The sequence below is a fragment of the Ekhidna sp. genome (assembly GCF_964218185.1).
Classification (GTDB): Bacteria; Bacteroidota; Bacteroidia; order Cytophagales; family Cyclobacteriaceae; genus Ekhidna.
Genome location: NZ_CAXPLV010000005.1, coordinates 900,906 through 924,307 on the forward strand (window position 1 = coordinate 900,906; position 23,402 = coordinate 924,307).

Genomic DNA, 23,402 nt, shown 5'->3' on the forward strand with positions numbered 1-23,402 from the left:
ATTTCAGAATAACTAATTGGTTTGCAAGGTATTGATTTAGCTCCTGCTTATACGGTCTAAAAGTAGTTAGGTCACCTTTTTTAACATCTTTTATCAATAAACTGCCGAGTAGAAAAGTAGCCAGATAAGGAAGAAAAGTACATAAGTACTCAGCACAATAAAGGCGGATGTTTTTAGCTTTTTACCACTGAGGAAATAGATTCCAAGGGTCAAGATAGGCCAGTAAAGAATCTCAAAAACATTGATTGACTTTAAAGGGTAGTGCCATTTAGGCGCGATTTGTGTGTAGTCAACCAGGTTGATCAATGAAAATGGGTAGAACGCCATGTAGTCATTGTAATCAGGATCAGTTTGGAAAAGTGTGAACCAAAGAATCTTAACGATATCAGGTAAGAAATAAAAGATTTCAGCCAACATCACCATTTTCCAGAGCTGATTGAAATGCAGCCGATAGCCAAACATGAAACAGCCAATCCAGAGTGTCAAAGTCGTCCAGGTCCACTTCCATGTTAGGAAGATTGGCACGGTCAGGTATTGCAATCCATACAAAATGTCAAATACCCAAATGTCACCTCGTTCGTTTAATACCTCGAATGCAGCTATGGAATCAATGATGAAAATTCGCTTAACAAAAAGTAGCGCTATGTACGTCATGCAGATGATGAAGAACATACCTATTCCATTGAAATCAAACCACTCTTCAAGAAACTGCTTTCGGTATTTACTTAAGCGATCAGTCATTTAGTTTTACGGTTGAATGAATAGGTACGTCAAAAATATTATGGTATTGAGCTTAATCCTACTCTCGGCCGGAGTATGGGCTCAGCGGCAGCACAGCCAGCCGACTGGCGATAGTGCTAGGTACAGTCTCCTGATCAACCCATTTATTCAGATAGAGTCTACCGAGGCAATCAATGCGATGTACAATTTTGAGTTCAAGAAGGCCAATAGTCATTTTAATTACCTCCAAAAAGAATATCCATGGCACCCTTTGCCTTATTTGCTCAAGGGGTTGAATTATTGGTGGAGGATTGTCCCAAATTATAATGTAACCGAGTGGGATGATGAGTTTTTGGCGTATATGGACACCACCAAAATTTTGGCTGAGAATGTTCGTGACAATTACAATGAGATTGAAGGATCGTTCTTTTTGGCAGCTGCCTATGCATTTGAGGGGCGTCTTTATTCTGAAAGAAGAGAATACAGAAAAGCTGCTTTTGCAGGAAGTAAATCATTGAAGTATTTGGGAGAATGCCAGGGCCATGAAGAGTACAGCCCGGAGCTTCTTTTTGGAGATGCACTTTTTAACTATTATGCTGAGTGGATCAGGGAGGAGTATCCGCTTCTGCGACCGATTATGATGTTTTTCCCAAAAGGGGACAAGGTAAAGGGGATAAAGCAATTGAAGGAAGTAGCTCGAAATGCGTTTTATTCCAGAACGGAGGCGCAGTATTACTTAATGAGAATTTTGGCAACAGAGGAGAATGATATTTTAGGAGCACTTCAGGTAGGTGAGTATCTGCACCAGCAGTTTCCGAATAATGCTTACTTTCATCGGTACTATGCGCGACTACTCTATCAGTCAGGGCAGTATAGCAAATCTGAGCAAGAGTCACTTGAGATTTTGCAGCGGATAGATAGTGCACAGGTTGGCTATGAATCCAACAGCGGGAGGTATGCATGTTTTTTCTTAGGGCACGTCAATGAAATGAGAAGAAACTATCAAGTAGCAAAAGATTACTATCACAAAGGCATGACCTATGCCGAAGACGCTGATGCTACAGAAATGGGATATTATTTTTTCTCATTGCTGCATTTAGGAAGAATCGCGAAAGCAGAAGGAGACGATGATCTAGCAAAGGAGTACTATAAACAAGTAAAAAAATCAGCAAAAAGGAGCCACTCTGCTCACGAGGAGGCGAGGAGGAGGTTAAGGGATTTCTAAAACTGAAAAGCTTTGAGCCACTTATCCTTATTTGCTTCTACACTGTAATCTTTCTCTACGGTTTTTCTTCCGGCCACACCTATTCGTTTTCTGAGAGATTCGTCCTCAATCAATAGTGATATTTTTTCAATCCATTCGTTATTGGTTGAGGCAAGAAAACCATTTTCACCATCCTGAATAATATCTGAGTTGACACCCACAGGAGACATGATTGTTGGTATCTCAAGCGCCATGTACTGTAAGCCCTTCAGGCCACATTTGCCTTTGCTCCAGTCATCGTTTGGAAGAGGCATGATTCCAATATCTATTTCACAGAGATCAGACACCTCTGTTTCACTTTTCCAGGTAAGCCCCTGGATATTGAGATCCTCATTCCTATAATTACCGTCCCCAATCACTTTGAAATAAATGCGGTCTCCATATTTTTCTTTTATTTTTTTAAGTGGCTCCAGGGCACTTTCAAAGTGTTTAATAGTTGAAAAACTCCCGCTCCACCCAATGCAAACTCCCAACTCCTGCTTTTTCACTGTAACTTTTTCATAATCCTTTAGATCAATGGTGGTGGGGATAATGACAATGTTTTTCGTATGCTTCCGGGCATAATTTGCGAGGTATTCATTCCCGGCTATTGCGAGATCACAGTAAGAAATAATTTTTCCAGTTTTTTCAGGATTTTTTAGTTTTTGATAAAAGGATTGATTGGGGTTTTCATCCTGAAGCCAGATAGAATCGTCAAAATCGAAGATGAGTTTAGCTTTTGATTTCTTAAAAAGCCATTCGAAAAATGTTCCGAAAAAGAAAGCGTCCCGATAAATAAAAATATAGTCAAAGCGATTTGCTCGAAGTACATCTTTAACTCTCTTTAGAACAGCTGAAACCCCTACACCAATTTTGCTCAGCGCTTTACCAGCGCCATAAAATATTTTGTCTTGGCTGGCATTTAACATCGGTGAGTATGTAATTTCAAACCCCCGTGACTCCAAAAACCCAAGGTACTGCTCGTGTCTGAATCGTTGACCTGGAGACCGATCTTTTCGGTGAAGTGTTAGAAATAGTATCTTGGGCATTAGTCTTCCAACCACACTGGTGGCAGCTTTTCAGTGATCTCGATGTTTTCAAACTTAGAGCTTTTCTTTGCCCCAGTAGCCTTAGCCCAGCCTACCATACCTTTCAGTCCGTCTTCTAGTGAAGTTTTGCTGTATTCTCCAAAAATCTTTTTGATTTTAGAATGATCTGAGTGGGCGTGTACTACTTCGTTTCGGGCATCCAAAAACCTCAATTCACTTTTTAATCCCATGGCATCAATTACAGCACTGGCCAGTTCTTTTACTGTATATTCTTTGTCCGCACCAATGTTGAATACCTCACCATAGCATTCCTTGTGATCCACGCAGTTAGCAATGATTGGGGCAATATCACCTACATAGGTAAAAGCACGTGTCTGGCTGCCATCACCAAAAATCGTAAGTGGATTACCCTGCATCAACTGGTTCATAAATATGCCCACCACATTTCGGTAGCGGTCTCCCAGGTTTTGATACTCACCATAAACGTTGTGAGGTCTGAAGATGACATAGTCCAACCCAAACATTTCATGAGATACTTTCAGATCCATTTCTACCGCCAGCTTCGCAATGCCGTATGGGTCCTCTGGCTGGGGAGTCATATCTTCCTGCATTGGAGGAGGAAGTGCGCCATAGGTCGCGATGGACGATGTGAATACGAAGCATTTTACTTTGTGCTTCACCGCTTCATTGATAAGATTGACACTGCCTGTGAGGTTGTTAGTATAATTAAATCGCTTAATGAAATGGCTAAGCCCTTCGGCAGCATAGGCGGCCAGATGGTAGACGTATTCTATTTCGTATTCATTAAAAAGCTTTTCAAGCAATTCATGATCGGTTATAGAACCTTTGATGAAAGCAGCCTCAGAAGGTACATTTTCTTCAAACCCACCACTCAGATCATCTAAAACGATAACTTTCTTTCCTTTTTTGATCAAACTGCGCGAAACATGTGCGCCTATAAATCCGGCACCTCCGGTTACTAATGAGTAGGACATGATTTAGATTTAATGAATTGCAAATAAAGAAAGAAGTTTAAGAAAGGTGATATTTTTCGATGTAACACAAGCTTTCTCGTTTAACCTAACTTACACGATCCATTTCCTGTACCACTTCTGAAAAACATAGATTGTCCAAAGCGTTGAATGAACATCACCCGGATTTTGTGAGAAAAGCTTTTCCTTCAGCTTCATCACCTGAGTAGCGTTAAATACTCCCTGATCTTTAAGGATTTTTTGGTCGAAAACAACTTCGTTAATGGAGGTATTCAATTCATTCCTCATCCAGCTAAGCATAGGTACCTCAAACCCTTTCTTAGGTCGATGGTGAAGTTCTTTTGGAAGAATATGCTCAAAAGCGTCTTGAAGAACGGTCTTTCTTCGATTTTTATCCACTTTGAAGTGTGGAGGCAATGAACGGGCAAAAGCCACCAAATCCTTATCAAGAAATGGTACCCGAACCTCTAAACTGTTAGCCATTGACATCAAATCGACTTTTGTCAGCATGTCCCCGGGAAGCACAATCTTAAGATCCAGATCAAGAAAATCATTTAGAGTAATCTTACCATTCGAAAGATGATATTGATCGATGAATGAGCTGATTACTGAATCATCAGGGGCATTAAGCATTAAGTCACTAGCTGTAAGATTAAACGATGCAAGATGCCAGTATTTATCAAATGATTTCATCTGCATGAGCTGCGCATATTTTGCAGCTCTTCTGGCTAAGTTTCCTGCCTTTGATGAACGGGAGGACGGCAGAGATTTTAACAGTGGAGCCAGCCATTTGATAAGTTGATTTGGAAGCGTTCTTTCCCCGGAACGCTGGAACGCTAAATGCTTATAGTATCCACCAAACAGTTCATCGGCACCATCACCAGAAAGCGCCACTTTGATGTGCTTACTTACATGCTGGGATAAAATGAATGTTGGGATGGCAGAGGAGTCGGCAAATGGCTCATCAACATAATCCAGCACATCCTCAAGGCTATTTAATAAATCCTCATTGGTGAGCGAAAAAGTAGTGTGGTTGGTATTGAATTTTTTAGCGACAAGCTCAGCATAATTTGTCTCGTCGAAAAAGCCATGATCCCGATAACCGATCGAGAAAGTATGTAGGTTTGGGTCAAACTTGGAAGCCATAGCCACCACAGCTGACGAGTCAGTCCCTCCACTTAAAAATGATCCCAAGGGAACATCCGCCACCATACGCCTCTCTACTGATTGCTCGAGGAGGTTGACCACTTGATTTTTTGCATTTGCATAGCCACCATCAAATGCAGGCTTGCTTTCGAATGACCAATAAGGCTTGATTTCTATGCCGGAATGGTTGACATGCATATAGTGCCCGGGTAAAAGCTTTCTGACACCCGATATCATAGACATCTCTGACGGCAGGTAGGTGAGTCGTAAAAACCAGTGAAGCGAATGCTGGTCAATTTTTCTTGGGATTGGATAGTTTAAGAGAGCCTTCATTTCAGATCCGAAAGCAAAAAAATCATCATTTTGATAATAATGCAGTGGTTTTATTCCCATCCGATCTCTGGCCAATAGTACTGTCTCTTTCTTTGAATCATAAAAGGCGAAAGCAAAAAAACCATTGAGTTTTGAAAGGCACTGTGCACCCTCTTTAATTAATAAGTGAAGTAAAACCTCTGTATCGGATGTGCTGATGAAATGGACATCCAGGCCTTCGGTGAGTGATTTGTAATTATATATCTCACCATTAAAAACAACCGTATATCTGCCAGACGGGTCAGTCATGGGTTGGTGTGCTTTGGTAGAAGTGTCAAGGATAGATAATCTGGTATGGCCCAACCCAACTTGCTTATGCGTAAAGGTGGCTTGATTATCAGGCCCACGTTTACCTAAGGCATTCGTTGCTTTGCTTAGCGATTCGATTAAATCGCTGCGATCAGTAAAGTTTTTAAAGCCTGTAATGCCGCACATCAGTATTTTGATCGAAATATGAACGCTATGTTACTACGTATTTATTTATTTGCTACTTGGATATAGGTCAAATGTCATTTTTGTCAGGAAAAAATATTGTCATTCTTGGAGGAACAGGGACCCTTGGAAGAGCCTTAGTAAAGCTGCTTCGAGAGCACGATCCTGCTATGGTGACCATCTTCTCTCGCGATGAAATCAAGCAACTACAAATGATGGATGACTTTCTTGAGACTGAATATCCGTTCCTTAATTATAAGCTTGGAGATGTTAGGGATAAAGATCGACTGCAAGAAGTAATTGTTGGTGCGCATTATGTGATACATGCAGCAGCCATTAAGCACGTAGTGATGGCGGAGAAAAACCCCGAGGAATGTTGGAAGACCAATGTAATAGGGACGCAGCATGTGGTTGAAGCTTGTAAGGAAGGTCAAGTGGAAAAGGCATTACTTATTTCAACAGATAAAGCCGTTAATCCATTAGGTGTCTATGGCAAATCCAAGCAAGAAGCAGAAGCGTTGTTTTTAGCAGACACATCAAGGCAATTTTCCGTTGTGCGATTAGGTAATATCATAGGAGCACGCGGCTCTGTTTTTGAAGCGTTCGAAAAGCAACGTAAAACGGGAGTCATAAAAGTTACGCACCCGGAGGCTACTCGTTTTTGTATTTCACAAGTGGAAGCAGCTGGTGTTATTCTTAACGCCCTACATGGGAAGATACAATCACAACACCAGAGATGAAAGCGTTCAATGTTATGGAACTCGCCAAGCAGATTGCTCCCGAATGTAAAATTGAGATTGTTGGTTTAAGGCCAGGGGATAAATTGCACGAGGAGATAGAGAATACTTCATCTGCTGATCAGACCCATCAGATAGTCTATGGGCATTAAAGATCTTATCATAACGCCCATCTATCTCGTTCTTTTCACAATGATTGCGTACTTCGTACGTCCTTACGTGACCAATGCTGCGACGAGTAAATTTTTCTTACCAGCCTTATGGGTGCGTTTTATTGGTGCGATATTGCTAGGAGTACTATACCAGTTCTATTATGGAGGGGGAGATACATTTAACTACTGGCAACACGGTAGCCGGTGGATTTACCTTGCCTTTCAGGACGACCCGGCTATAGGGTTAAATCTGCTTTTGGATAATGGTGGAGATCGTGCTCTGGATAGAAGTTATGAATACTCTTCGAAAATATGGTACTACCGAGACGTACACTCTTATTTAATTGTCAGGATTGCGGCCATTTTTGATTTGCTGACATTTCATACATATTCAGCTTCGGCATTATTTTTTGCTTGCTTTAGTTTCTCGGGGTTATGGGCCATGTACTCAGCAATTCAGGAAAAGTATCCCTCCTCCACTGAAAGGCTGACTCTTGCCATTCTGTTTGTTCCTTCCGTTATTTTTTGGGGGTCGGGTATTCTCAAGGATACGATTACGCTTGGAGCTTTAGGGTGGGCTACCTGGGCACTTATGCGAATGATATGCAATCGAAAAAGAAGATTGCTGGAAGCAGTAGTCCTTATTTCAGCGCTATATATTATCTACAGCATAAAACTTTACATCTTAATCTGCTACCTGCCTATGGTGGCGATTTGGCTCTTCTTTGAGAGTGCAGGAAGACTAAGAAGTTGGAAGCTGAAAATTTTAGCTATGCCATTTTTGCTTTTGGTATTTGGTGGAGTTGGATTTCTTGCGCTTCGGGTTACATCCGGGGAAAGTGAAAAATATGCCCTTGACAATTTGGCTGAACGGGCTAGAATAACAGCATACGATATCAGATATGGCTGGGGAGCTAGGCTTGGTGGGGATGGAGGGTATGATATCGGGATTCCCGATGGTAGTATATCAGGAATGTTCCGTTTGATGCCAGCTGCCGTGAATGTGAGCTTGTTTAGGCCCTATCTGTGGGAAGTTAAAAATCCCCTAATGCTCCTTGCCGCCTTGGAAGGATTGATATTTTTGCTATTAACTGTAAGATTCGTTTTTAAAAAACGAGTGATCAAGCGGGTATTTTCTGAGCCATTTTTAATTTTTTGTTTAGGGTTTGCTGTACTCTTTGCTTTTGCTATTGGGGTCAGCACAGCTAATTTTGGCACTTTGATTCGATACAAAATTCCTATGATTCCGTTTATTGCAATCCTTCTTTTAACGAGATTGAGCCGACCTGAAAACAGGTAAGATCATCAATTTGAATATGCTATGATAATATCAACATTTAAGCGGGTCTGGAAGATACTTCCCAGTCATTACAAGGTGTCATCTGTTTTCTTGTTGATTGGCGTTTTTGTGAGTTCAGTTACAGAAATCATAGGGATAGCTTCAATACTTCCATTGCTTGCGACTGTGCTTAAGAGTGAATTAATTGAGCAAAATGAAATACTAAACAGCCTGTTTGCTTTTTTTTCATTTGAGACAAAGAATCAGTTTATCGTTTGGATGTCTATAGCCATATTGACCTTTATTGTAGCGAAAAATATTTTTGGTTTATGGGTTCAAAGAAAGTTGGTATGGTTTACTTGGAACCTTCACGAGACGCTGGCTTTGAAGATTCTCTCAATTGCTTACCAAAGGGGGTTCTTGTATTTTTCAGGTAACAACTCCAATACGATTCTCAACCATGTTCAAACGGTTCCAATTCAGTTTTCGGGGCAATTAATTCGTTACGTTTTTCAGTTTATCAGTGAATGTTTTATCCTTTTACTGGTAGTGCTATCTCTGTTATTTTACGATCCGTACATTTTACTACTACTTGCAGGGATTGTCTTGCCTTTAAATGTCATATTCTATCGTTTGGTGAAGCATCGTATAGGATATTACGGAACTCGGTTAAATGAACTTCAACCATTAATCAGTCGCCCGGTGTTTGAAGTTATTTTTGGATATGTCGATGTAGTCATCAATCATATTTTTGGAGCTTTTCAAGATAAATTCAGGGACAGGCTTAGAGAAGCAAAACACATAAGGGTAAACATGCTAACGCTTCAGAATATTCCTCAAAGAATCATAGAAACGAGTGTAATTATTTCGGTACTAATAATGATTCTTTATGGAATATTTCAATTAAAGGAGGTTGAAAAGATTGTAGCCATGATGTCTGTATTAGGCCTGGCTGCTTATCGTTGTATTCCATCTGTCAATCGAATATTGCTTGCAATGGTAGAAATAAGAAACCAACAGTTTTCGATAGATATCATTGAAGAGTTCCTCGAAGACAAGGAAGTGAAGTCGCAAAATGAGTTGTTACCTTTCACAAAGAAATTTCACATTCAAGACATCACTTTCTCCTATCCGGATGCTCCAAGGCCTATAATCAAACAATTCAGTTTAGAAATAAGAAAAGGAGAGTCTGTTGGCATAATGGGTAAATCGGGCTCTGGTAAGACAACATTAATGAATATAATGCTTGGGTTCATAACTCCGGCCAGTGGATCAATAATTATAGATGGGAAACCACTAAACTCTAATACAAAAGCAGAATGGCAAAAAAAATGCGGGTATGTGAGGCAGGATGTTTTTTTAGCTGACGGAAGTGTTAAAGATAATGTGGCGTTTGGTGTTCATCCCGATGATATTGATGAGGAAAAACTTAAAGAGGTAATCGAAAAAGCACAGTTAACAGAGCTTGCTAGTTCGTTACCTGACGGAATCGAAACCAACATTGGAGAGCGGGGAGCCAAAATATCTGGAGGTCAACGCCAGCGAGTAGGCATAGCTAGAGCTTTATATCATGGAGCAGAAATACTATTTTTCGATGAGGCAACATCTGCCTTAGATTACCAGACGGAAAAGGAAATCACAGAAGCCATAAGAGAGTTACATTTACAAAAACTCACCATGGTAATCATCGCGCACCGAGAGAGCACCTTGAAGTATTGCGATAAAATTATATCACTGTAATATTTCTATTGAGAAACATAAAATGAAGACTGTAATATTTGCTGGTGGATTTGGTTCAAGAATTTCTGAGGAGTCCCACCTCAAGCCAAAGCCCATGATTGAGATTGGAGGGAAGCCAATTTTATGGCACATCATGAAAATTTACCAGCATTACGGGTTTAATGAATTCATCATTTGCTTAGGGTATAAGGGGTATGTCATTAAAGAATACTTTGCGAATTATTTTTTGCACAACTGCGATGTGAGTTTTGATTTGTCCTCCAATGAGATGACGGTGCATAAGAATTTTGCGGATGATTTGAAGGTCACCTTAGTAGATACGGGAAGCCACACCATGACCGCAGGTAGGCTTCAGGCGGTAAAGGAATACCTCGCTGGTGAGGATACTTTCATGCTAACCTATGGGGATGGAGTTTCGGATGTTGATATCAATCAGCTCCTCTCTTTTCATAAGGAATCGGGAAAAATCTGCACTGTGACGGCCATTCAGCCGGTTGCCAAATTTGGCGTACTTGATATAGACGATAGTGGAGCTGTTCAGGGGTTTGTAGAGAAGCCTAAGAAAGATGGCTCTTGGATCAATGGCGGCTTTTTTGTGCTAAACAAGGAGGTGTTTTCATATTTAGAGGGGGATATGAGTGACGTGATGTGGGAACAAAACCCTATGAGGCAACTACAAAAAGATAATCAGATAGCGGCCTACCAGCATGACGGGTTTTGGAAAAGTATGGATATTCTGAGAGATAAAGTGGAGCTGGAATCGATGTGGAAAAACAACCCCAAGTGGAAGGTTTGGAAATAACCGGAGTATCAGTAATTGTTTGCTGCTACAATAGTGTTAGCCGAATAGAGCCAACCCTAAAGCACCTCGCAAGGCAATGCAAAGTCCCTCATGCAAACTATGAGTTAATCATCGTTGATAATGGGTCAACGGATGATATAGAATTTTTTTGCAAAAAAGTATGGTCGGAAGATGGGAATCCGTATAACCTGAAAGTGGTGAGGGAGCCCGAGCCAGGCCTTTCTAATGCGCGCATTAAAGGGCTTAAAGAAGCGAGTTACGGAATATGTGTTTTTTGCGACGATGACAATTGGCTCTCAGATCAGTATTTGAAAAGTGTACTATCCGAGTTTGAGAATAATTTGAGACTGGGTGCGCTTGGTGGTAATCCCTCCGCGGTTTCATCTCTTCCTATTCCTGATTGGTTTTCCTATAAAGCCAGCCATTTTGCAGCCAAAAGTATGGGTGATGGAGTGCTTAAATATCCGGAGGTAAAAACCGTTTACGGCGCAGGAATGGCACTGAGAAAAGAGCCTTTTTTACAGGCTCTAAACGCTGGGTTTCAATTTGCACTCTCAGATCGAAAGAAAAAGAAACTCTCTTCAGGTGGAGATTTAGAGATATGCTATTTATACACACTCATGAACTTCGATTTGATATATCAGCCGGCTTTGAAGTTCAAACATTTCATGGAACCTAATCGCTTATCGAAGGAATACTTGTTCAGGTTGCTGAAAAGCAACACCCGATCTGCGGCTAGATTATATCCCTACGTGTACCTGGAGCAAGGGCTGAAAATGAATAGATGGGCATGGGCAAAAGACCTGTATTACAGCATGAGATCATTGTTTGTTTCTTTAGTTATATTCCTTGTCAAAGGGTTGATTACTCAGCGAGGGGATGTCTTCAAGTACCGTGTTGATGCTTTTGTTTGCTATCAAAAAGTGATGGCCCTGTGCATGCTGAGTCGTGGGTATCAAACCAGGTATAGAAATCTTAGTGCCTTCTTTCATTCCATTAGGCATACTCCAAAAAAATCATTTGATTCGTAATAGAAATTCTTCTTCATATGACTAATTCCTTAGCAGATTCAAATTCTGGATTAAACGCATACTTTAAAGGGAAGAACGTTTTTCTTACAGGACATACCGGCTTCAAAGGCGCCTGGATGATTAAGTTGCTTCAGTTTTTGGAATGCAAGGTTACCGGGTTTGCTCTGAAGGCAGAAAAGGAGAGCCTTTTTAATCTGCTTGATTTAGATAAGGATGTCACCTCCCATATCCAAGATATCAGGGATAGAGATGCCTTGAGCAAGGCAATATCTGTATCAAAGCCTGAAGTTATTTTTCATTTTGCAGCACAACCGTTGGTTTTGCCTTCATATGAAGATCCTGCCTATACTTTTGAGGTAAATGCTTTAGGTACATTGAATGTGCTAGAGGCAGTAAGAGGATACGACCATCCATGCACCGTTATTATTATCACTACAGATAAGGTCTATAAAAATAAAGAATGGATTTACGGGTACAGAGAAATTGATGAGTTGGGAGGGATGGATCCGTATAGCACATCCAAGTCAGTAGCGGAGCTGATTACGAGCTCCTACATTTCAAGTTTTTTTGAGGGGACAAATAAGAAAGTGATTTCAGCCAGGGCGGGTAATGTAATTGGAGGAGGGGATTACGCGACTAATCGTGTGGTTCCCGATGTAATACGTTCGATCTTAGGTGAAAAGGCGGTTGAGCTCAGAAATCCTGAAGCTGTGAGGCCTTGGCAGCATGTTTTGGACCCACTATATGGATATTTACTTCTTCCATATTTGTCATCAACAGAGGTTCATGTGGATAAGAGTTACAACTTTGGTCCCTCAAGGTCAGAGAACCTCACTGTAGAGGGATTAGTGAAGGAAATCATTCGTTTTTGGGGAGAGGGCACCTATGTACTGAAAGAGGCAAAAAAATATGAAAGCCGAATGCTAGAGTTGGATTCAACTAAAGCGTATGTCGAATTAAATTGGAAACAGAGATTGGATACTCATCAGGCTATTGAGTACACGATAGATTGGTATAAACGGGTACATGTGGGCAATGAGAGTCCATCTAAAGTTACCGAAGACCAGATAACTAAATACTTCATGCATTGGAGTTAAGGACAATGAAGGTAACGATTATCGGTTCGAGCTCATTTTTAGCGAAAAACATTGTCGCTACCACAGAGGATATCACTTGGAATCTGATCAATAAGGAAGCGTATTTTTTTCCAAAATCACCGATTCTTAATCTGGATTATGATTCTATTCTAGATTCAGATGCAATCATCTTTACCGTGGGGGCAGGAATACAGCCGGGGCATAATGACTCAAATAATCAAATCTTTGAATTGAACTGTTTTGAGGTGATACGTCTAATTCAGCATTTAAACGAAGAAAATTATAAAGGTAAGTTGATCACGTTCGGCTCCTATTTTGAGTTGGGAATACAGCAATCGCAGGAACCAGCATCAGAATATGACCTTGTGTTGCACACAAATCCTTACCCTAATGCTTATTGTGAATCAAAAAATCTGCTTTCGAGATTTATTAATCAGCGGTTGATTTCTGGAAATACATTTGAACATCAACATTATGTCTTGACCAATGTTTTTGGTGTGGGAGAAAATAAGAATCGCCTGATTCCTCATATTCTACAGCAAATCAAGATAGGGGCGCCAATCTCATTCACATCAGGAACTCAAAAAAGACAATACACAGATGTTCGAGATGTCGCCAGCTTTATTATCAATCAAGCACTTAAAAAAAGTAAGCAGGGAATTTTTAATCTGACTTCCAGGCATATTCATACAGTTGGTGAGGTTATAAATATTGTAATCCAAACGGTCAGAAAAAATGGACAGGAGATTCCTGAGTATCATTTTGGGGAGATTAATAAAAGAGATTCGGGTATGAGTATCCTAAGTTTAAATGTTTCTAAAACATTTGATGAATTTGGAGCCATTCCTGAAACAAATTTAAATGAGGCAATTGCTCATTATGTGAGCCAATTTTATACTAAATGAAACATCGTAGTTACCGTCAGGTCATCAAATACCATTCAGATTTTGGACACGTCTATGTGGATGGTCTTATTGCTCGTATGAAATATGGGAGTGGAGGCTACACGATAAAAACTGATGAGAACGGCTTCCGAAATAGCGAGCTTAAAGAAGGGGAAATAAAAATCCTCATTCTTGGTGATTCCTATGCTGCGGGTTCAGGAGTATCAAATCAAGACAGGTTTGGAGATTATTTGATGGAAAAATACGACTGTCGGGTAACAAATCTGGCGGTAAATGGATATGGAGTTGATCAGCAGCTATTGGTGTATAAGGCATTTAAGAATGTCATTGAACATGATTTGGTGATTTTTGCACCTCACATGGATGATCTGTATCGAAACCTGATGCCTTATCGGGTAGGGGTGAATAGAGAAGGACGGAATATCTCCATACCAAAGCCCTACTTTGAAGTGGAGAGAGGTGCACTTACATTGAAGAACATACCTGTACCACTGGAAAGAGAAATTCTTAATAACGCCTCAGGGGAGAAAGGAGCAAAAAGGCATTCAGTGCTAAATCGTTTCAAAAACCGCTTCAAACATGCCATAAATCGATTTAGTGGGATACATCTGCTAGGTAAGCTAAGTTATCCGGAAATCAATAATGAAAAGAGCCAGCATTGGCAATTGATGCATCACCTGATTAAGGACCTCATAAAGGAGGTTGATGATAGAGAATTGCTGATATGCCCTATTCCATACAACTATGTTGTGGAAAATAACGAGCCACAGTATTATATGCCTTTTTTTGATAGGCATTGTTCTGAAAGGGTACAGATACTTGATGTTAATAAACCCTTGGTTAAAGGGCTAAAAAATGAGCAACTATACCTTCCATTGTGTGGTCACTTTACCCCATATGCCCACCGTTTGGTGGGAGAGCTACTCGCTAATAAATTGTCTTTAGCAAAAAGAAAGCAAGCTGCATCTACTAAACAGCCCAGCTCTGAGAGCTTCTTTTTAGGTATATCTTGTTATTATCATGATTCTGCAGCTGCAATTGTCAATCAAAAAGGGAAAATAATCGCAGCAGCTCAGGAGGAGCGATTCACAAGAATAAAGCATGATGCTTCCTTCCCCATGCATGCGATCCACTATTGTCTTGAGGAGGCGGGCTGTGATATTGATGACCTTAAGGGGGTTTGTTATTATGATGATGAAGCATGGACGATTGAACGAGTTTTAGCTAACAAATCATCGCTACCCAAGTCAGAAGGGGACCATTTGTGGACATTAGCTGCTGAAAGCTTATTTCAAAAGACACGTCTAAAGTCAAGTCTTGTTAATAGCTTCAATTACCAAGGTAAATTACACAAGACCAATCATCATCACTCGCACGCCGCAAGTGCGTTTTATCCATCTCCTTTTCAGGATGCTGCAATCTTGATTGTTGATGGCGTAGGAGAGTGGAGCTGCACTTCTATTGGTCACGGAAAAAACAATAAAGTAGATCTACTGGAGCATCAAATGTATCCACATTCGCTAGGTTTATTGTACTCAGCAATAACCTATTTCTGCGGATTCAAAGTGAACTCCGGGGAGTACAAATTGATGGGACTTGCACCATACGGCAAGCCTGTCTATAAGTCATTGCTGGAGAAGGAAGCCGTGCAAATATTCGATGATGGTTCCATTGAGTTAAACCTTTCCCTGTTCGATTTTCAGCGGGGTGGGGCTATGACCAATGATCGATTTTCCAGCGTGTTCGGAGGACCACCTCGGACAGGAGAATCAGTAATCAGTGAGCGCGAAATGGATCTTGCCGCATCCATTCAGGTGATTACCGAAGAAGTGATGCTTCGACTGATAAAGCGAGCCAAAGCGCTCACAAAGTCCGATTATTTGGTAATGGCAGGAGGAGTGGCACTAAACTGCGTGGCAAATGGCAAACTTATAAAGGAGAAAATTTTCAAGGATATCTGGATTCAGCCGGCTGCAGGCGATGCAGGAGGAGCCCTGGGGGCAGCATTAGACATGACGTATTCCACTCAGGAGGATTTGCCTGATTCAAAAGATGATAGCGTACAGCAGCATTCCTACTTTGGTCCATCATTCTCAGACGCTGAGATAGCGGCATTCTTAGAATCATCAGGAGCTGTTAGTCATACATTTAGGGAAAATGACCGGGCGGAGACCATAGCGCGTTGGTTAGCAGAAGGGAACGTAATTGGCTACTTCGATGGTCGAATGGAATTTGGTCCCAGGGCTCTTGGCCATCGATCCATTATAGCTGATCCCACCAGCCCTGAGATGCAGAAAAAGTTAAACTTGAAAATCAAATACAGGGAGTCATTCAGGCCTTTTGCACCTATATGCCTGGAGCAGGATGTTTCGGATCTGTTTCAAATAGATAGACCCAGTCCTTACATGCTCTTGGTGGCTGAAATTGCCGAACAACTAAAAAAGGATGTACCTGAGTTGGACTCTACTAACCTGCTGGAAATTGTTAGTCAGACTCGCAGCGAGCTACCAGCGATAACACACGTTGATTTTTCTGCCAGATTACAAACACTCGGTAAAGGAAACGCAAACACAAAGTTACATGCTGTCCTGGAGGCATTTAAGCAAATCAAGGGCTATGGCGTCTTGGTGAACACCAGCTTTAATGTGAGGGGAGAGCCCATCGTTTGTACTCCGGAAGATGCATATGCTTGCTTTATGCGAACCGAAATGGACATACTCGTTTTGGGCGATCGATTTCTGCTCAAGGAAGAGCAGCAGGCATGGGTTGAAAACAAGGATTGGAAAGAACTATTTCAGTTAGACTAAAATGGATATATTCAAATCATTCAAGAATTCGGGATTCAAAAAGGTTGATAAAGGACGTGTATTGCGCGAAATCCCTGACTATGAATCCATGGAGCCTAAGGAGATGGCTCAAGCCCTGCTGAGTCAAATGATGCACGATGAGCTCGTTGAACATAAGGAGGAGCTTTTAGCGGAAATAGAAGGCTGGATCAATAAAATGAGAGAAAAATCCTGGGATGATGAAAAGCAGCGCGAGGTGCGTGATTTTATTTACGAAATGTTTTGAAACAAAACAGATTTGAAGAAGCAGGGATATCTATACATAGCCACTGGACAAAAGTATATTGATGAGGCTGTCATATCAGCTGAAAGCCTTAAACGCTTAGATCCACATGCAAATACATGCTTAATTACTGACAGCTTTTATGAGCATGAAGTATTTGATCAGGTTATCGTTCATGATACGAATACCGTCTTTGATCAGTGGAAATCAGCCCTCCTTCTTAAAATATATGGGTTGCTACTATCCCCATTCGAAAAAACATTGTTTGTTGATAGCGACACCTATTTTTTTGATCCATGCACAGAGTTATTCGATATGCTTGACTATCATGACCTTCTGATTGGGCATGATTATTCAGACGATAGCGAACTGATGATCGACGGGAAGTGCTTGGCTAATTATACGCCTTATAATACAGGGGTGATGGCGATCCGAATTAATGAAACCATGAAGGGGGTGATCTCAGATTGGCATGATACCTATAAGAAAAAATTTCAGGAATACTGGAGCGATCAACCGGCCTTGATGGATGTCTTACTAAGAAAACCGGTAAAAATGTATTTTCTACATACCATATACAACTTCCGGCACTTGGTCAATATTGGCATTTTGGCAGGACAAAAAGTTAAAATTTTGCATGCGAGAGGAAGTAGAGAAGACTTTCAGTTGCTGGAGAAGAAGTTGAATCATTCTACAGATCAGCGCGCCTGGATAGCCCCCCACTCCAGGGTCTATACCTGGCCAAACAGAAGGGGGATGAAAGGGTATGTTAAAAAGCTTTATAGCTATCTTCCAGACTCAATAAAAAAGGTCTATCAAAAAGTCAGATATCGTTAATGCGTAATCTATGCGATTAATTAAGCAAATAGGTCCTGCGAAAGTCCTGGAACTGCCTGTGTTTAAAGATACTAGAGGAGTGTTTACAAAAGCTTTTCAGGCAGTTGATGCTTTGCATGATTTTGAGGTAAAACAAGCCAATCTGGTAGAGAATACTTCTCAGGGCATTTTTAGAGGATTACATTTCCAGAACTCCCCGTACCAGGAGCGGAAGTTTTTCAGAGTGCTTTCCGGCAGCATTCAATTGGTTTTTTTTGATCTTGAAGAAGAGAAAGGATACGATTATGTGTTGGATCAAACAAATCATGGAGTGCTGATCCCCCGAGGATTTGCAACGGGCTATTTGGTTCTGGAAAAGAATACCCATGTGCTCTATTTTTCTGATAACGAGTACCAATCTGATTATGAGAGTGGAATTCGCTGGGATGACGAAAGAATTAATTGTGATTGGAGATCGGCTATCTCAGTCGTCTCAGAAAAAGATCAAAATTTTAATTAATTACAGATTTATAGTTCATGGTCGAAGTAGAAATACTAATTCCAACCTATAACAGGTGTTCGGACTTACTAAAGAACCTCCAAATTCTGGCTAAACAGCTGCATGAAGGAGGACTCACTGATCGTGTCCGCATTCTTATATCTGATAATTGCTCACCAGACGATACACAAGCCAGGGTTCAGGATTTTCAAACATCTAATCCGGGCATTTCCATTCATTATTTTCGTCAGCAATCCAATATTGGATTGGAGCCCAATGCGGTTTTTATACTAGGTAAGGCTGCTGCTAAGTATGTTGTTTGGTTAGGGGATGACGACTATTTGGCAGATGGGTATTTGAATTATTGCTTTAATCAAATTAACACTAAAGAAAATATAGGAGTGATAATTCCTGGCCTAGCTTCGCTTGATAAAAACGGAAATTTAGGTGCACAACGCATTGAAGAATTTGATGATATAAAGCTTGGTTCGGGTTACGATGCAGTTTATACCTATTCTCACCTAGGGCATCAGATGTCAGGGTTATTGATGAGAAGAGACTCCCTCTTAAAATCTTACCTAGCAAAAGGAACATATAGAAATCCTTATTTATTTGTTTACTTCACGGCATTTCTAATGTTAAAATGGGATTCTATATATGCACCAATCTTTAAAACCCAAGTATCCATAGACAATACTAAGGACTGGGGATATAATCAAGTTGGTCTATTAGATGAGGTTTTCAAGTCATACTTAGCTTTACAAGGAATGCTTAATGATCGAGAAATTGGAGAGCTGCTCATTCGATTTTCAACGGTTCATTCTTATCGTTTTAATATTAAATGGTATAGGCCTGATTCTTTACTTAAAAAGTATTTCATGCTTTTTGGGAATATTCCAGCAACATTGGGAATTCGGGGAAAGCTTGCATTACAGTTATTCAAAGACTATGTACTTTCATTCAGAGCTTTATGACAAATAAAAATATTTTGATTATTTCCACTGAAGGCTGGGATCATGTATTTGTATCTAAACATCATTATGCACAAGCTTTGAGTAAAATGGATAATCGTGTGTTTTTTCTTAACCCAAACACAGGGAAGAAGAAGATTCGGAGGATTTCGCCTACTTTGACAGTAATCAATAATACTCAGGTTAGGGGAATAAGGTTTCTGCCCAAAATATTTTGTCAATTAATTTTTCTTTTTGAGCTATGGAGAATAGAGCGGGTGTTAAATGTGAAGTTGGATATAATTTGGACTTTTGATCCTTCAAGATTTTTTGATTTAGGTTTACTGAAATCGAAAGTTAAAATTTTTCATTTAGTCGATTGGAATCAAAATTTCCAAAGAAATACTCTTGCTAAAACTGCTGATTTATGTTTAACAACTTCGGACTATTTGTGTGAGGAATTGAAAAATTTCAATGTGAACACGTTCAATATAGGTCATGGTTGTAATTTCCCAATAAAAAAAAATGAAATAAAAACGACGAGGAAGAAAAACATTCAAGTCGGATACGTTGGTAATTTGGATATCTCATATATTGACTGGGCGCTATTAAGAAAGTTATTTAACGATCATCAAGACAAAACATTCAATCTTGTTGGGCCGATATCTTCTCAAACAATCCATAAAAATGGATTGGATGAATTTGAAAACTGCCACACGAAGGGGCGAGTAAGTTCTGCTGAAATATCTTCAATTTTACAAGATTTTGATATCTTAATTCTTGCCTATAAAGCAAATGAGTATGCCAAGCAGTTAGCCAACCCTCATAAAGTATTAGAGTATTTGGCATCTGGAAATGTAATCGTTTCTACTTACACAGCAGAATACGAAAAGCACCCAGAGCTTATAGAAATGACCAAAACTCAAGAGGAGTTTTTAAATCGATTTGAATTGGTAGCTAAGAATTTAAGCATCTACAACTCCAGTGAAAACAGAGAAAAACGGATATCCTTTGCGCAAGGGAATTCCTATGAAAAGAAAATAGATGAGGTTGATGAATTACTAAAGAAAATAATGTGAGTTACTCTTTAGTCTCAATTATTACTCCTGTTTATAATACTGAAAGCTTTCTTGCCGAATGCATTCAGTCAGTCTTGTGTCAAGACTATCAAAGTTTCGAGCTGATCCTCATCAACGATGGGAGCACGGATCGCTCAAAGGACATCATTCATTCCTTTGATGATTCCCGTATTCGATATTTTGAGCAGACAAATCAGGGTGTCAGTGCAGCAAGGAATGTAGGACTTGCCAATATGCAGGGCGAATTCTTTTGTTTTTTAGATGCGGATGATGTCATGCCCCCTCATTCATTGAGCAGCAGAATAAAGCATTTTAGAACAGATGAGCATCTAGATGTGATTGACGGAAAGGTAGTTTATGCGGATAGTCAACTAAGTTTCACAGGAGAAGTGTATCAGCCGAACTATCGCGGAAACCCTAAAGATCAACTGTTGAAAATCAGTCGGTGCTGTTTTTTCGGCCCCTCCTGGATGATCAGAAGGCGACATGACCTACATTATGCATTTGATACTGAATTAAGTCATTCGGAGGATTTACTTTTCTACCTGAGTTTAACTTTTCAAAAGAACATACAGTATGGGTTTGTTAGTGAAGGGGTGTTGATCTATCGTCAAAATGAAAACTCCGCTATGACCAACTTGTTAGGCCTGGAAAGGGGGTATCGCCTTCTTTTAAGCAAGCTGTGGAAATTTCATCCCAACAAGATTTCCATCTGGCAAATGCTAAGGCTGAAATTGAAAGTGACTAAGATCATGTTCTTATCACATTTATTTGATGGTAAAGACTTAATGAACGCAGTTAGATCAATGGTTATTTTGTTTAAATAGCGAGTGCTATGAGTAGAAAAAATACTTTACTCCTGATTTACAATAGCTTCAATGATCCGCTATTCCAAAATTTGATTTTAGAATACATAAAAACCCTCTCCCAAAACACCAAAGACGGGATGTACCACCTGGTCACCTTTGAGCAAAGCGAGTTTAAGGTTGCGGCCTCAGATATTCCTTCCATCAAAAAAGAGCTTGTTCAATACCGTATTGACTGGCATCCTTTACAGTTCCACTCAGGTCGATTTTTACTCTTGAAAAAGGCCTGGGATTTTATCAATGCGTTCTTCCTAGTCTTATTGCTGAGGGTAAGGTACAAGCTAAACATTCTTTTTTGTTTCGCAAATGTGTCAGCCGCCATGGGTGTTGTGCTAGCGAAAGTATTGAGAATGAAAATGATTGTTTATTCCTATGAACCACATAGTGAATTTCAGGTAGAGCTGGGCTTATGGAAGAAAAACGGACTGAAATATAAAGTGATGAGCAGGCTAGAGCAGCTAGCCGGATTGCACGCTGACTACATCCTTACAGGCACTAGGCACATGGTGGAAAGGTTACAAGTATTAGGCTCAAAAGCTAAGATTTTTCGCGCTCCGACAGCAGTAGATGAAAATCAGTTTCAATTTAACGTATCTAAACGTCTGGAGATACGACGGGAGCTAAAACTAGAAAAACGAAAGGTTTTTATTTATCCCGGAAAATTTGAAGGACTTTATTACTCTCCCGAGGTTTTTGTGACTTTATGCAACCAGATTAAAAGTCTATTTGAGGATGCCTTTTTTTTGGTTGCTACGAACTTTGATTTAGAAATATTGGAGGAAGAATTCCAAGCTCAGGGTCTTTCGAAGGATTCTTTCTTGTTGCGACCATTCGTTCCCATGAATGAAATGCCCAGTTATTTAGCTGCCTCAGATATGGGAATAGTGGCTATCCCTCCAACTCCGGCTCAGAAATTTCGATCGCCTACCAAAGTGGCCGAGTTCCTGCTTTGTGGTTTACCATATATTGTCTCACGTGGAATATCTGAGGATGATGAAGTAGCCCGGACAGAAGGAGTGGGAGTAGAAGTTGAGGGCTTTGATATCAGATTTTCCAAAGAAGTGATTGAGAAACTAAATAATTTGTTTTCTACTTCTCCCGATAAACTCAGAGAGAAATGTAGAATAGTAGGGCTTGAATACAGGTCAAAAGAAAGAATAGATAAATTATTGCTGGAAATTTATCAGAATGAAGGCTGATTTTTTTTGAGTAAAAAAACCATTCCGCCCTTTTCTAAAGAGACCTTTACTTGATTGATTCATCTTGCCAAATGGACTTATTCAGTTATATCAAATTAATTTCCCGATAGGTTTTTCAGGAGTGCTCAAGAGCTGATCATAACCTAAATCTCAAATTAATACTTTCTTTCATCTAATAGCCAATTATTTTTTTCGCTTGCCATAAACCTTATGCCCTTAGTCTTCCGTAGCAGACCCCTTAATTTTTCATTATGCAACCGATAGAAGGTATTCAATTCCTTTTCAAGATGATTGTCCATGGGCGGAAATGCCTTTTCTGTCTTATTAAAGTTTAGCAATCTCTTTTTAAGGGATAAGAAAATCGGATATGGAAAGATGTGTTTTAAGACCTTTTTTACTTTATTATCAGGCTGACTGAGTGTAAGTATACATTTAGTTAAAAAGGGGGATTTGGAAACATAAGTTTTGTTATGAACTCCATTCTGTATGATATGGTCATCTAATCCCAAGATTTTAAAAATATGTTGGCATATGACCGTAGGTTTATCCACCAGATCTTCAAATAAATAGAGTGAAATATTCTCTGCAGGAAAATACTTGAGTATTGTTTTCAATTGTTTCGCATACAGCCCAGGTTCGATAAAATGCCTGTACATGATATCATCTGATCTTCCGGTTTGTATTAGATCTAATATGTCCGAGAAGGGTCTTCTGATCCATCCATCTCTAAAAGCCATATTATATCCTGAATAGGCTCTTGTTGTAGGATTTCGTATTAAGTACACTATTTTAATGTTGGGGTTGAATTTTTGAAGTCTGATTAAAGAATCTTCACTGAGGCTAAGTGTAACATTTTTAGCTATTACTTTTTGTTGTGTACTGATTGCGCCGAAATGTAACTTAAACGCTCTTTCAATTCCATTCTGATATTCTTGTGGGTTTGCAAAATAACTAAACTCAATGGTCTCATGGCCGGCAACCATTGAATGCTGCATTAAGTAGTTTTTTAATGAGGTGGTTCCAGCTTTCTGGGCCCCCACAATCATGAGGTCGATTTTTTCTTTTCGCATACTTTACGCGTCGATGACTGAGCTTTTTTTGTAAGTTGCTGCTGTGGATTCGTATGCTGGTTAGTATTCTAAGAATCCTAAAACAGTATGGCAGCTAAATTACGGTCGTTTTCTATATGATATTAGGTAGACTTGTAACACGATATGCTCAATGCTA

The 23,402-nt window shown here is 40.0% G+C and carries 22 protein-coding genes; 17 read left to right on the top strand and 5 right to left on the bottom strand.

The window, feature by feature from the left end; translation table 11 throughout:
- Positions 1-93 precede the first annotated feature (93 nt).
- Positions 94-741, bottom strand: coding sequence for a hypothetical protein (locus tag ACEQZT_RS09600; RefSeq protein WP_370089217.1), 648 nt, complete (start codon positions 739-741; stop codon positions 94-96).
- Positions 742-757: 16 nt separating this feature from the next.
- Here ACEQZT_RS09600 and ACEQZT_RS09605 point away from each other — a divergent pair, with 16 nt between their 5' ends.
- Positions 758-1,945, top strand: a complete 1,188-nt coding sequence (locus tag ACEQZT_RS09605) for a tetratricopeptide repeat protein (protein WP_370089218.1) — start codon at positions 758-760, stop codon at positions 1,943-1,945.
- Here the strand turns inward: ACEQZT_RS09605 and ACEQZT_RS09610 are convergent.
- From ACEQZT_RS09610 to asnB, 3 genes are all read right to left on the bottom strand, one after another.
- Entirely contained in the window at positions 1,942-3,012 is a 1,071-nt protein-coding gene (locus tag ACEQZT_RS09610; RefSeq protein ID WP_370089219.1) for a glycosyltransferase family 4 protein, read from the bottom strand. The genes ACEQZT_RS09605 and ACEQZT_RS09610 overlap by 4 nt on opposite strands.
- On the bottom strand, positions 3,012-4,007 hold the full coding sequence (locus ACEQZT_RS09615) for an NAD-dependent epimerase/dehydratase family protein (RefSeq protein ID WP_370089220.1): 996 nt from the start codon (positions 4,005-4,007) through the stop codon (positions 3,012-3,014). The genes ACEQZT_RS09610 and ACEQZT_RS09615 overlap by 1 nt, the downstream gene beginning before the upstream one ends.
- 90 nt (positions 4,008-4,097) lie before the next feature.
- Positions 4,098-5,957, bottom strand: a complete 1,860-nt coding sequence (asnB, locus tag ACEQZT_RS09620; RefSeq protein WP_370089221.1) for an asparagine synthase (glutamine-hydrolyzing) — start codon at positions 5,955-5,957, stop codon at positions 4,098-4,100.
- A gap of 80 nt (positions 5,958-6,037) precedes the next feature.
- Here asnB and ACEQZT_RS09625 point away from each other — a divergent pair, with 80 nt between their 5' ends.
- The 16 genes from ACEQZT_RS09625 to ACEQZT_RS09700 all read left to right on the top strand — a co-directional run bounded on the left by ACEQZT_RS09625 (position 6,038) and on the right by ACEQZT_RS09700 (position 22,175).
- Positions 6,038-6,694 carry a polysaccharide biosynthesis protein gene (locus tag ACEQZT_RS09625; protein ID WP_370089222.1) on the top strand — a complete coding sequence of 219 codons (657 nt, stop codon included), beginning with the start codon at positions 6,038-6,040 and terminating at the stop codon, positions 6,692-6,694.
- A gap of 14 nt (positions 6,695-6,708) precedes the next feature.
- Complete coding sequence (locus tag ACEQZT_RS09630) at positions 6,709-6,843, top strand: polysaccharide biosynthesis protein (RefSeq protein ID WP_370089223.1); 135 nt, start codon at positions 6,709-6,711, stop codon at positions 6,841-6,843.
- The gene (locus ACEQZT_RS09635; protein WP_370089548.1) at positions 6,833-8,143 is read left to right on the top strand and encodes a hypothetical protein; all 1,311 of its coding nucleotides are present in this window, start codon (positions 6,833-6,835) and stop codon (positions 8,141-8,143) included. Before ACEQZT_RS09630 ends, ACEQZT_RS09635 begins: the two co-directional genes overlap by 11 nt.
- Positions 8,144-8,308: 165 nt before the next feature.
- Complete coding sequence (locus ACEQZT_RS09640) at positions 8,309-9,862, top strand: ABC transporter ATP-binding protein (protein WP_370089224.1); 1,554 nt, start codon at positions 8,309-8,311, stop codon at positions 9,860-9,862.
- Positions 9,863-9,884: 22 nt separating this feature from the next.
- Positions 9,885-10,664, top strand: coding sequence for a glucose-1-phosphate cytidylyltransferase (gene rfbF / locus ACEQZT_RS09645; protein WP_370089225.1), 780 nt, complete (start codon positions 9,885-9,887; stop codon positions 10,662-10,664).
- Positions 10,628-11,695 carry a glycosyltransferase family 2 protein gene (locus tag ACEQZT_RS09650; protein ID WP_370089226.1) on the top strand — a complete coding sequence of 356 codons (1,068 nt, stop codon included), beginning with the start codon at positions 10,628-10,630 and terminating at the stop codon, positions 11,693-11,695. The genes rfbF and ACEQZT_RS09650 overlap by 37 nt, the downstream gene beginning before the upstream one ends.
- 17 nt (positions 11,696-11,712) lie before the next feature.
- Positions 11,713-12,792, top strand: coding sequence for a CDP-glucose 4,6-dehydratase (gene rfbG, locus ACEQZT_RS09655; RefSeq protein ID WP_370089227.1), 1,080 nt, complete (start codon positions 11,713-11,715; stop codon positions 12,790-12,792).
- Positions 12,793-12,797: 5 nt separating this feature from the next.
- Positions 12,798-13,697 carry an NAD-dependent epimerase/dehydratase family protein gene (locus tag ACEQZT_RS09660; RefSeq protein WP_370089228.1) on the top strand — a complete coding sequence of 300 codons (900 nt, stop codon included), beginning with the start codon at positions 12,798-12,800 and terminating at the stop codon, positions 13,695-13,697.
- Positions 13,694-16,504 carry a carbamoyltransferase N-terminal domain-containing protein gene (locus ACEQZT_RS09665; protein WP_370089229.1) on the top strand — a complete coding sequence of 937 codons (2,811 nt, stop codon included), beginning with the start codon at positions 13,694-13,696 and terminating at the stop codon, positions 16,502-16,504. Before ACEQZT_RS09660 ends, ACEQZT_RS09665 begins: the two co-directional genes overlap by 4 nt.
- A 1-nt stretch (position 16,505) precedes the next feature.
- On the top strand, positions 16,506-16,769 hold the full coding sequence (locus ACEQZT_RS09670) for a hypothetical protein (RefSeq protein WP_370089230.1): 264 nt from the start codon (positions 16,506-16,508) through the stop codon (positions 16,767-16,769).
- Positions 16,770-16,781: 12 nt separating this feature from the next.
- On the top strand, positions 16,782-17,603 hold the full coding sequence (locus ACEQZT_RS09675; protein WP_370089231.1) for a putative nucleotide-diphospho-sugar transferase: 822 nt from the start codon (positions 16,782-16,784) through the stop codon (positions 17,601-17,603).
- Positions 17,604-17,613: 10 nt separating this feature from the next.
- Entirely contained in the window at positions 17,614-18,102 is a 489-nt protein-coding gene (locus ACEQZT_RS09680) for a dTDP-4-dehydrorhamnose 3,5-epimerase family protein (RefSeq protein ID WP_370089232.1), read from the top strand.
- A 17-nt stretch (positions 18,103-18,119) separates the two neighbouring features.
- Positions 18,120-19,055, top strand: a complete 936-nt coding sequence (locus ACEQZT_RS09685; RefSeq protein ID WP_370089233.1) for a glycosyltransferase family 2 protein — start codon at positions 18,120-18,122, stop codon at positions 19,053-19,055.
- A complete protein-coding gene (locus ACEQZT_RS09690; protein WP_370089234.1) occupies positions 19,052-20,110 on the top strand; it encodes a hypothetical protein in 1,059 nt (352 codons plus the stop codon). Before ACEQZT_RS09685 ends, ACEQZT_RS09690 begins: the two co-directional genes overlap by 4 nt.
- A complete protein-coding gene (locus ACEQZT_RS09695; protein WP_370089235.1) occupies positions 20,107-20,937 on the top strand; it encodes a glycosyltransferase family 2 protein in 831 nt (276 codons plus the stop codon). Before ACEQZT_RS09690 ends, ACEQZT_RS09695 begins: the two co-directional genes overlap by 4 nt.
- A gap of 8 nt (positions 20,938-20,945) precedes the next feature.
- Positions 20,946-22,175: a hypothetical protein gene (locus tag ACEQZT_RS09700; protein ID WP_370089236.1), complete on the top strand. Its 1,230-nt coding sequence runs from the start codon at positions 20,946-20,948 to the stop codon at positions 22,173-22,175.
- A gap of 155 nt (positions 22,176-22,330) precedes the next feature.
- On the opposite strand, the gene ACEQZT_RS09705 is transcribed toward ACEQZT_RS09700, so the two are convergent.
- Positions 22,331-23,245, bottom strand: coding sequence for a sulfotransferase domain-containing protein (locus ACEQZT_RS09705; protein WP_370089237.1), 915 nt, complete (start codon positions 23,243-23,245; stop codon positions 22,331-22,333).
- Positions 23,246-23,402 lie beyond the last annotated feature (157 nt).

Excerpts from the sequence above, each read along its gene's own strand:
- ACEQZT_RS09600 (WP_370089217.1), bottom strand. The coding sequence starts at position 741 with ATGACTGATCGCTTAAGTAAATACCGAAAGCAGTTTCTTGAAGAGTGG.
- ACEQZT_RS09685 (WP_370089233.1), top strand. The coding sequence starts at position 18,120 with ATGGTCGAAGTAGAAATACTAATTCCAACCTATAACAGGTGTTCGGAC.
- ACEQZT_RS09630 (WP_370089223.1), top strand. The coding sequence starts at position 6,709 with ATGGAACTCGCCAAGCAGATTGCTCCCGAATGTAAAATTGAGATTGTT.
- ACEQZT_RS09680 (WP_370089232.1), top strand. The coding sequence starts at position 17,614 with ATGCGATTAATTAAGCAAATAGGTCCTGCGAAAGTCCTGGAACTGCCT.
- ACEQZT_RS09700 (WP_370089236.1), top strand. The coding sequence starts at position 20,946 with ATGAGTAGAAAAAATACTTTACTCCTGATTTACAATAGCTTCAATGAT.
- ACEQZT_RS09705 (WP_370089237.1), bottom strand. The coding sequence starts at position 23,245 with ATGCGAAAAGAAAAAATCGACCTCATGATTGTGGGGGCCCAGAAAGCT.
- ACEQZT_RS09665 (WP_370089229.1), top strand. The coding sequence starts at position 13,694 with ATGAAACATCGTAGTTACCGTCAGGTCATCAAATACCATTCAGATTTT.
- ACEQZT_RS09660 (WP_370089228.1), top strand. The coding sequence starts at position 12,798 with ATGAAGGTAACGATTATCGGTTCGAGCTCATTTTTAGCGAAAAACATT.
- ACEQZT_RS09605 (WP_370089218.1), top strand. The coding sequence starts at position 758 with ATGAATAGGTACGTCAAAAATATTATGGTATTGAGCTTAATCCTACTC.
- asnB (WP_370089221.1), bottom strand. The coding sequence starts at position 5,957 with ATGTGCGGCATTACAGGCTTTAAAAACTTTACTGATCGCAGCGATTTA.
- ACEQZT_RS09670 (WP_370089230.1), top strand. The coding sequence starts at position 16,506 with ATGGATATATTCAAATCATTCAAGAATTCGGGATTCAAAAAGGTTGAT.
- ACEQZT_RS09610 (WP_370089219.1), bottom strand. The coding sequence starts at position 3,012 with ATGCCCAAGATACTATTTCTAACACTTCACCGAAAAGATCGGTCTCCA.
- ACEQZT_RS09690 (WP_370089234.1), top strand. The coding sequence starts at position 19,052 with ATGACAAATAAAAATATTTTGATTATTTCCACTGAAGGCTGGGATCAT.
- ACEQZT_RS09635 (WP_370089548.1), top strand. The coding sequence starts at position 6,833 with ATGGGCATTAAAGATCTTATCATAACGCCCATCTATCTCGTTCTTTTC.
- rfbG (WP_370089227.1), top strand. The coding sequence starts at position 11,713 with ATGACTAATTCCTTAGCAGATTCAAATTCTGGATTAAACGCATACTTT.
- rfbF (WP_370089225.1), top strand. The coding sequence starts at position 9,885 with ATGAAGACTGTAATATTTGCTGGTGGATTTGGTTCAAGAATTTCTGAG.
- ACEQZT_RS09615 (WP_370089220.1), bottom strand. The coding sequence starts at position 4,007 with ATGTCCTACTCATTAGTAACCGGAGGTGCCGGATTTATAGGCGCACAT.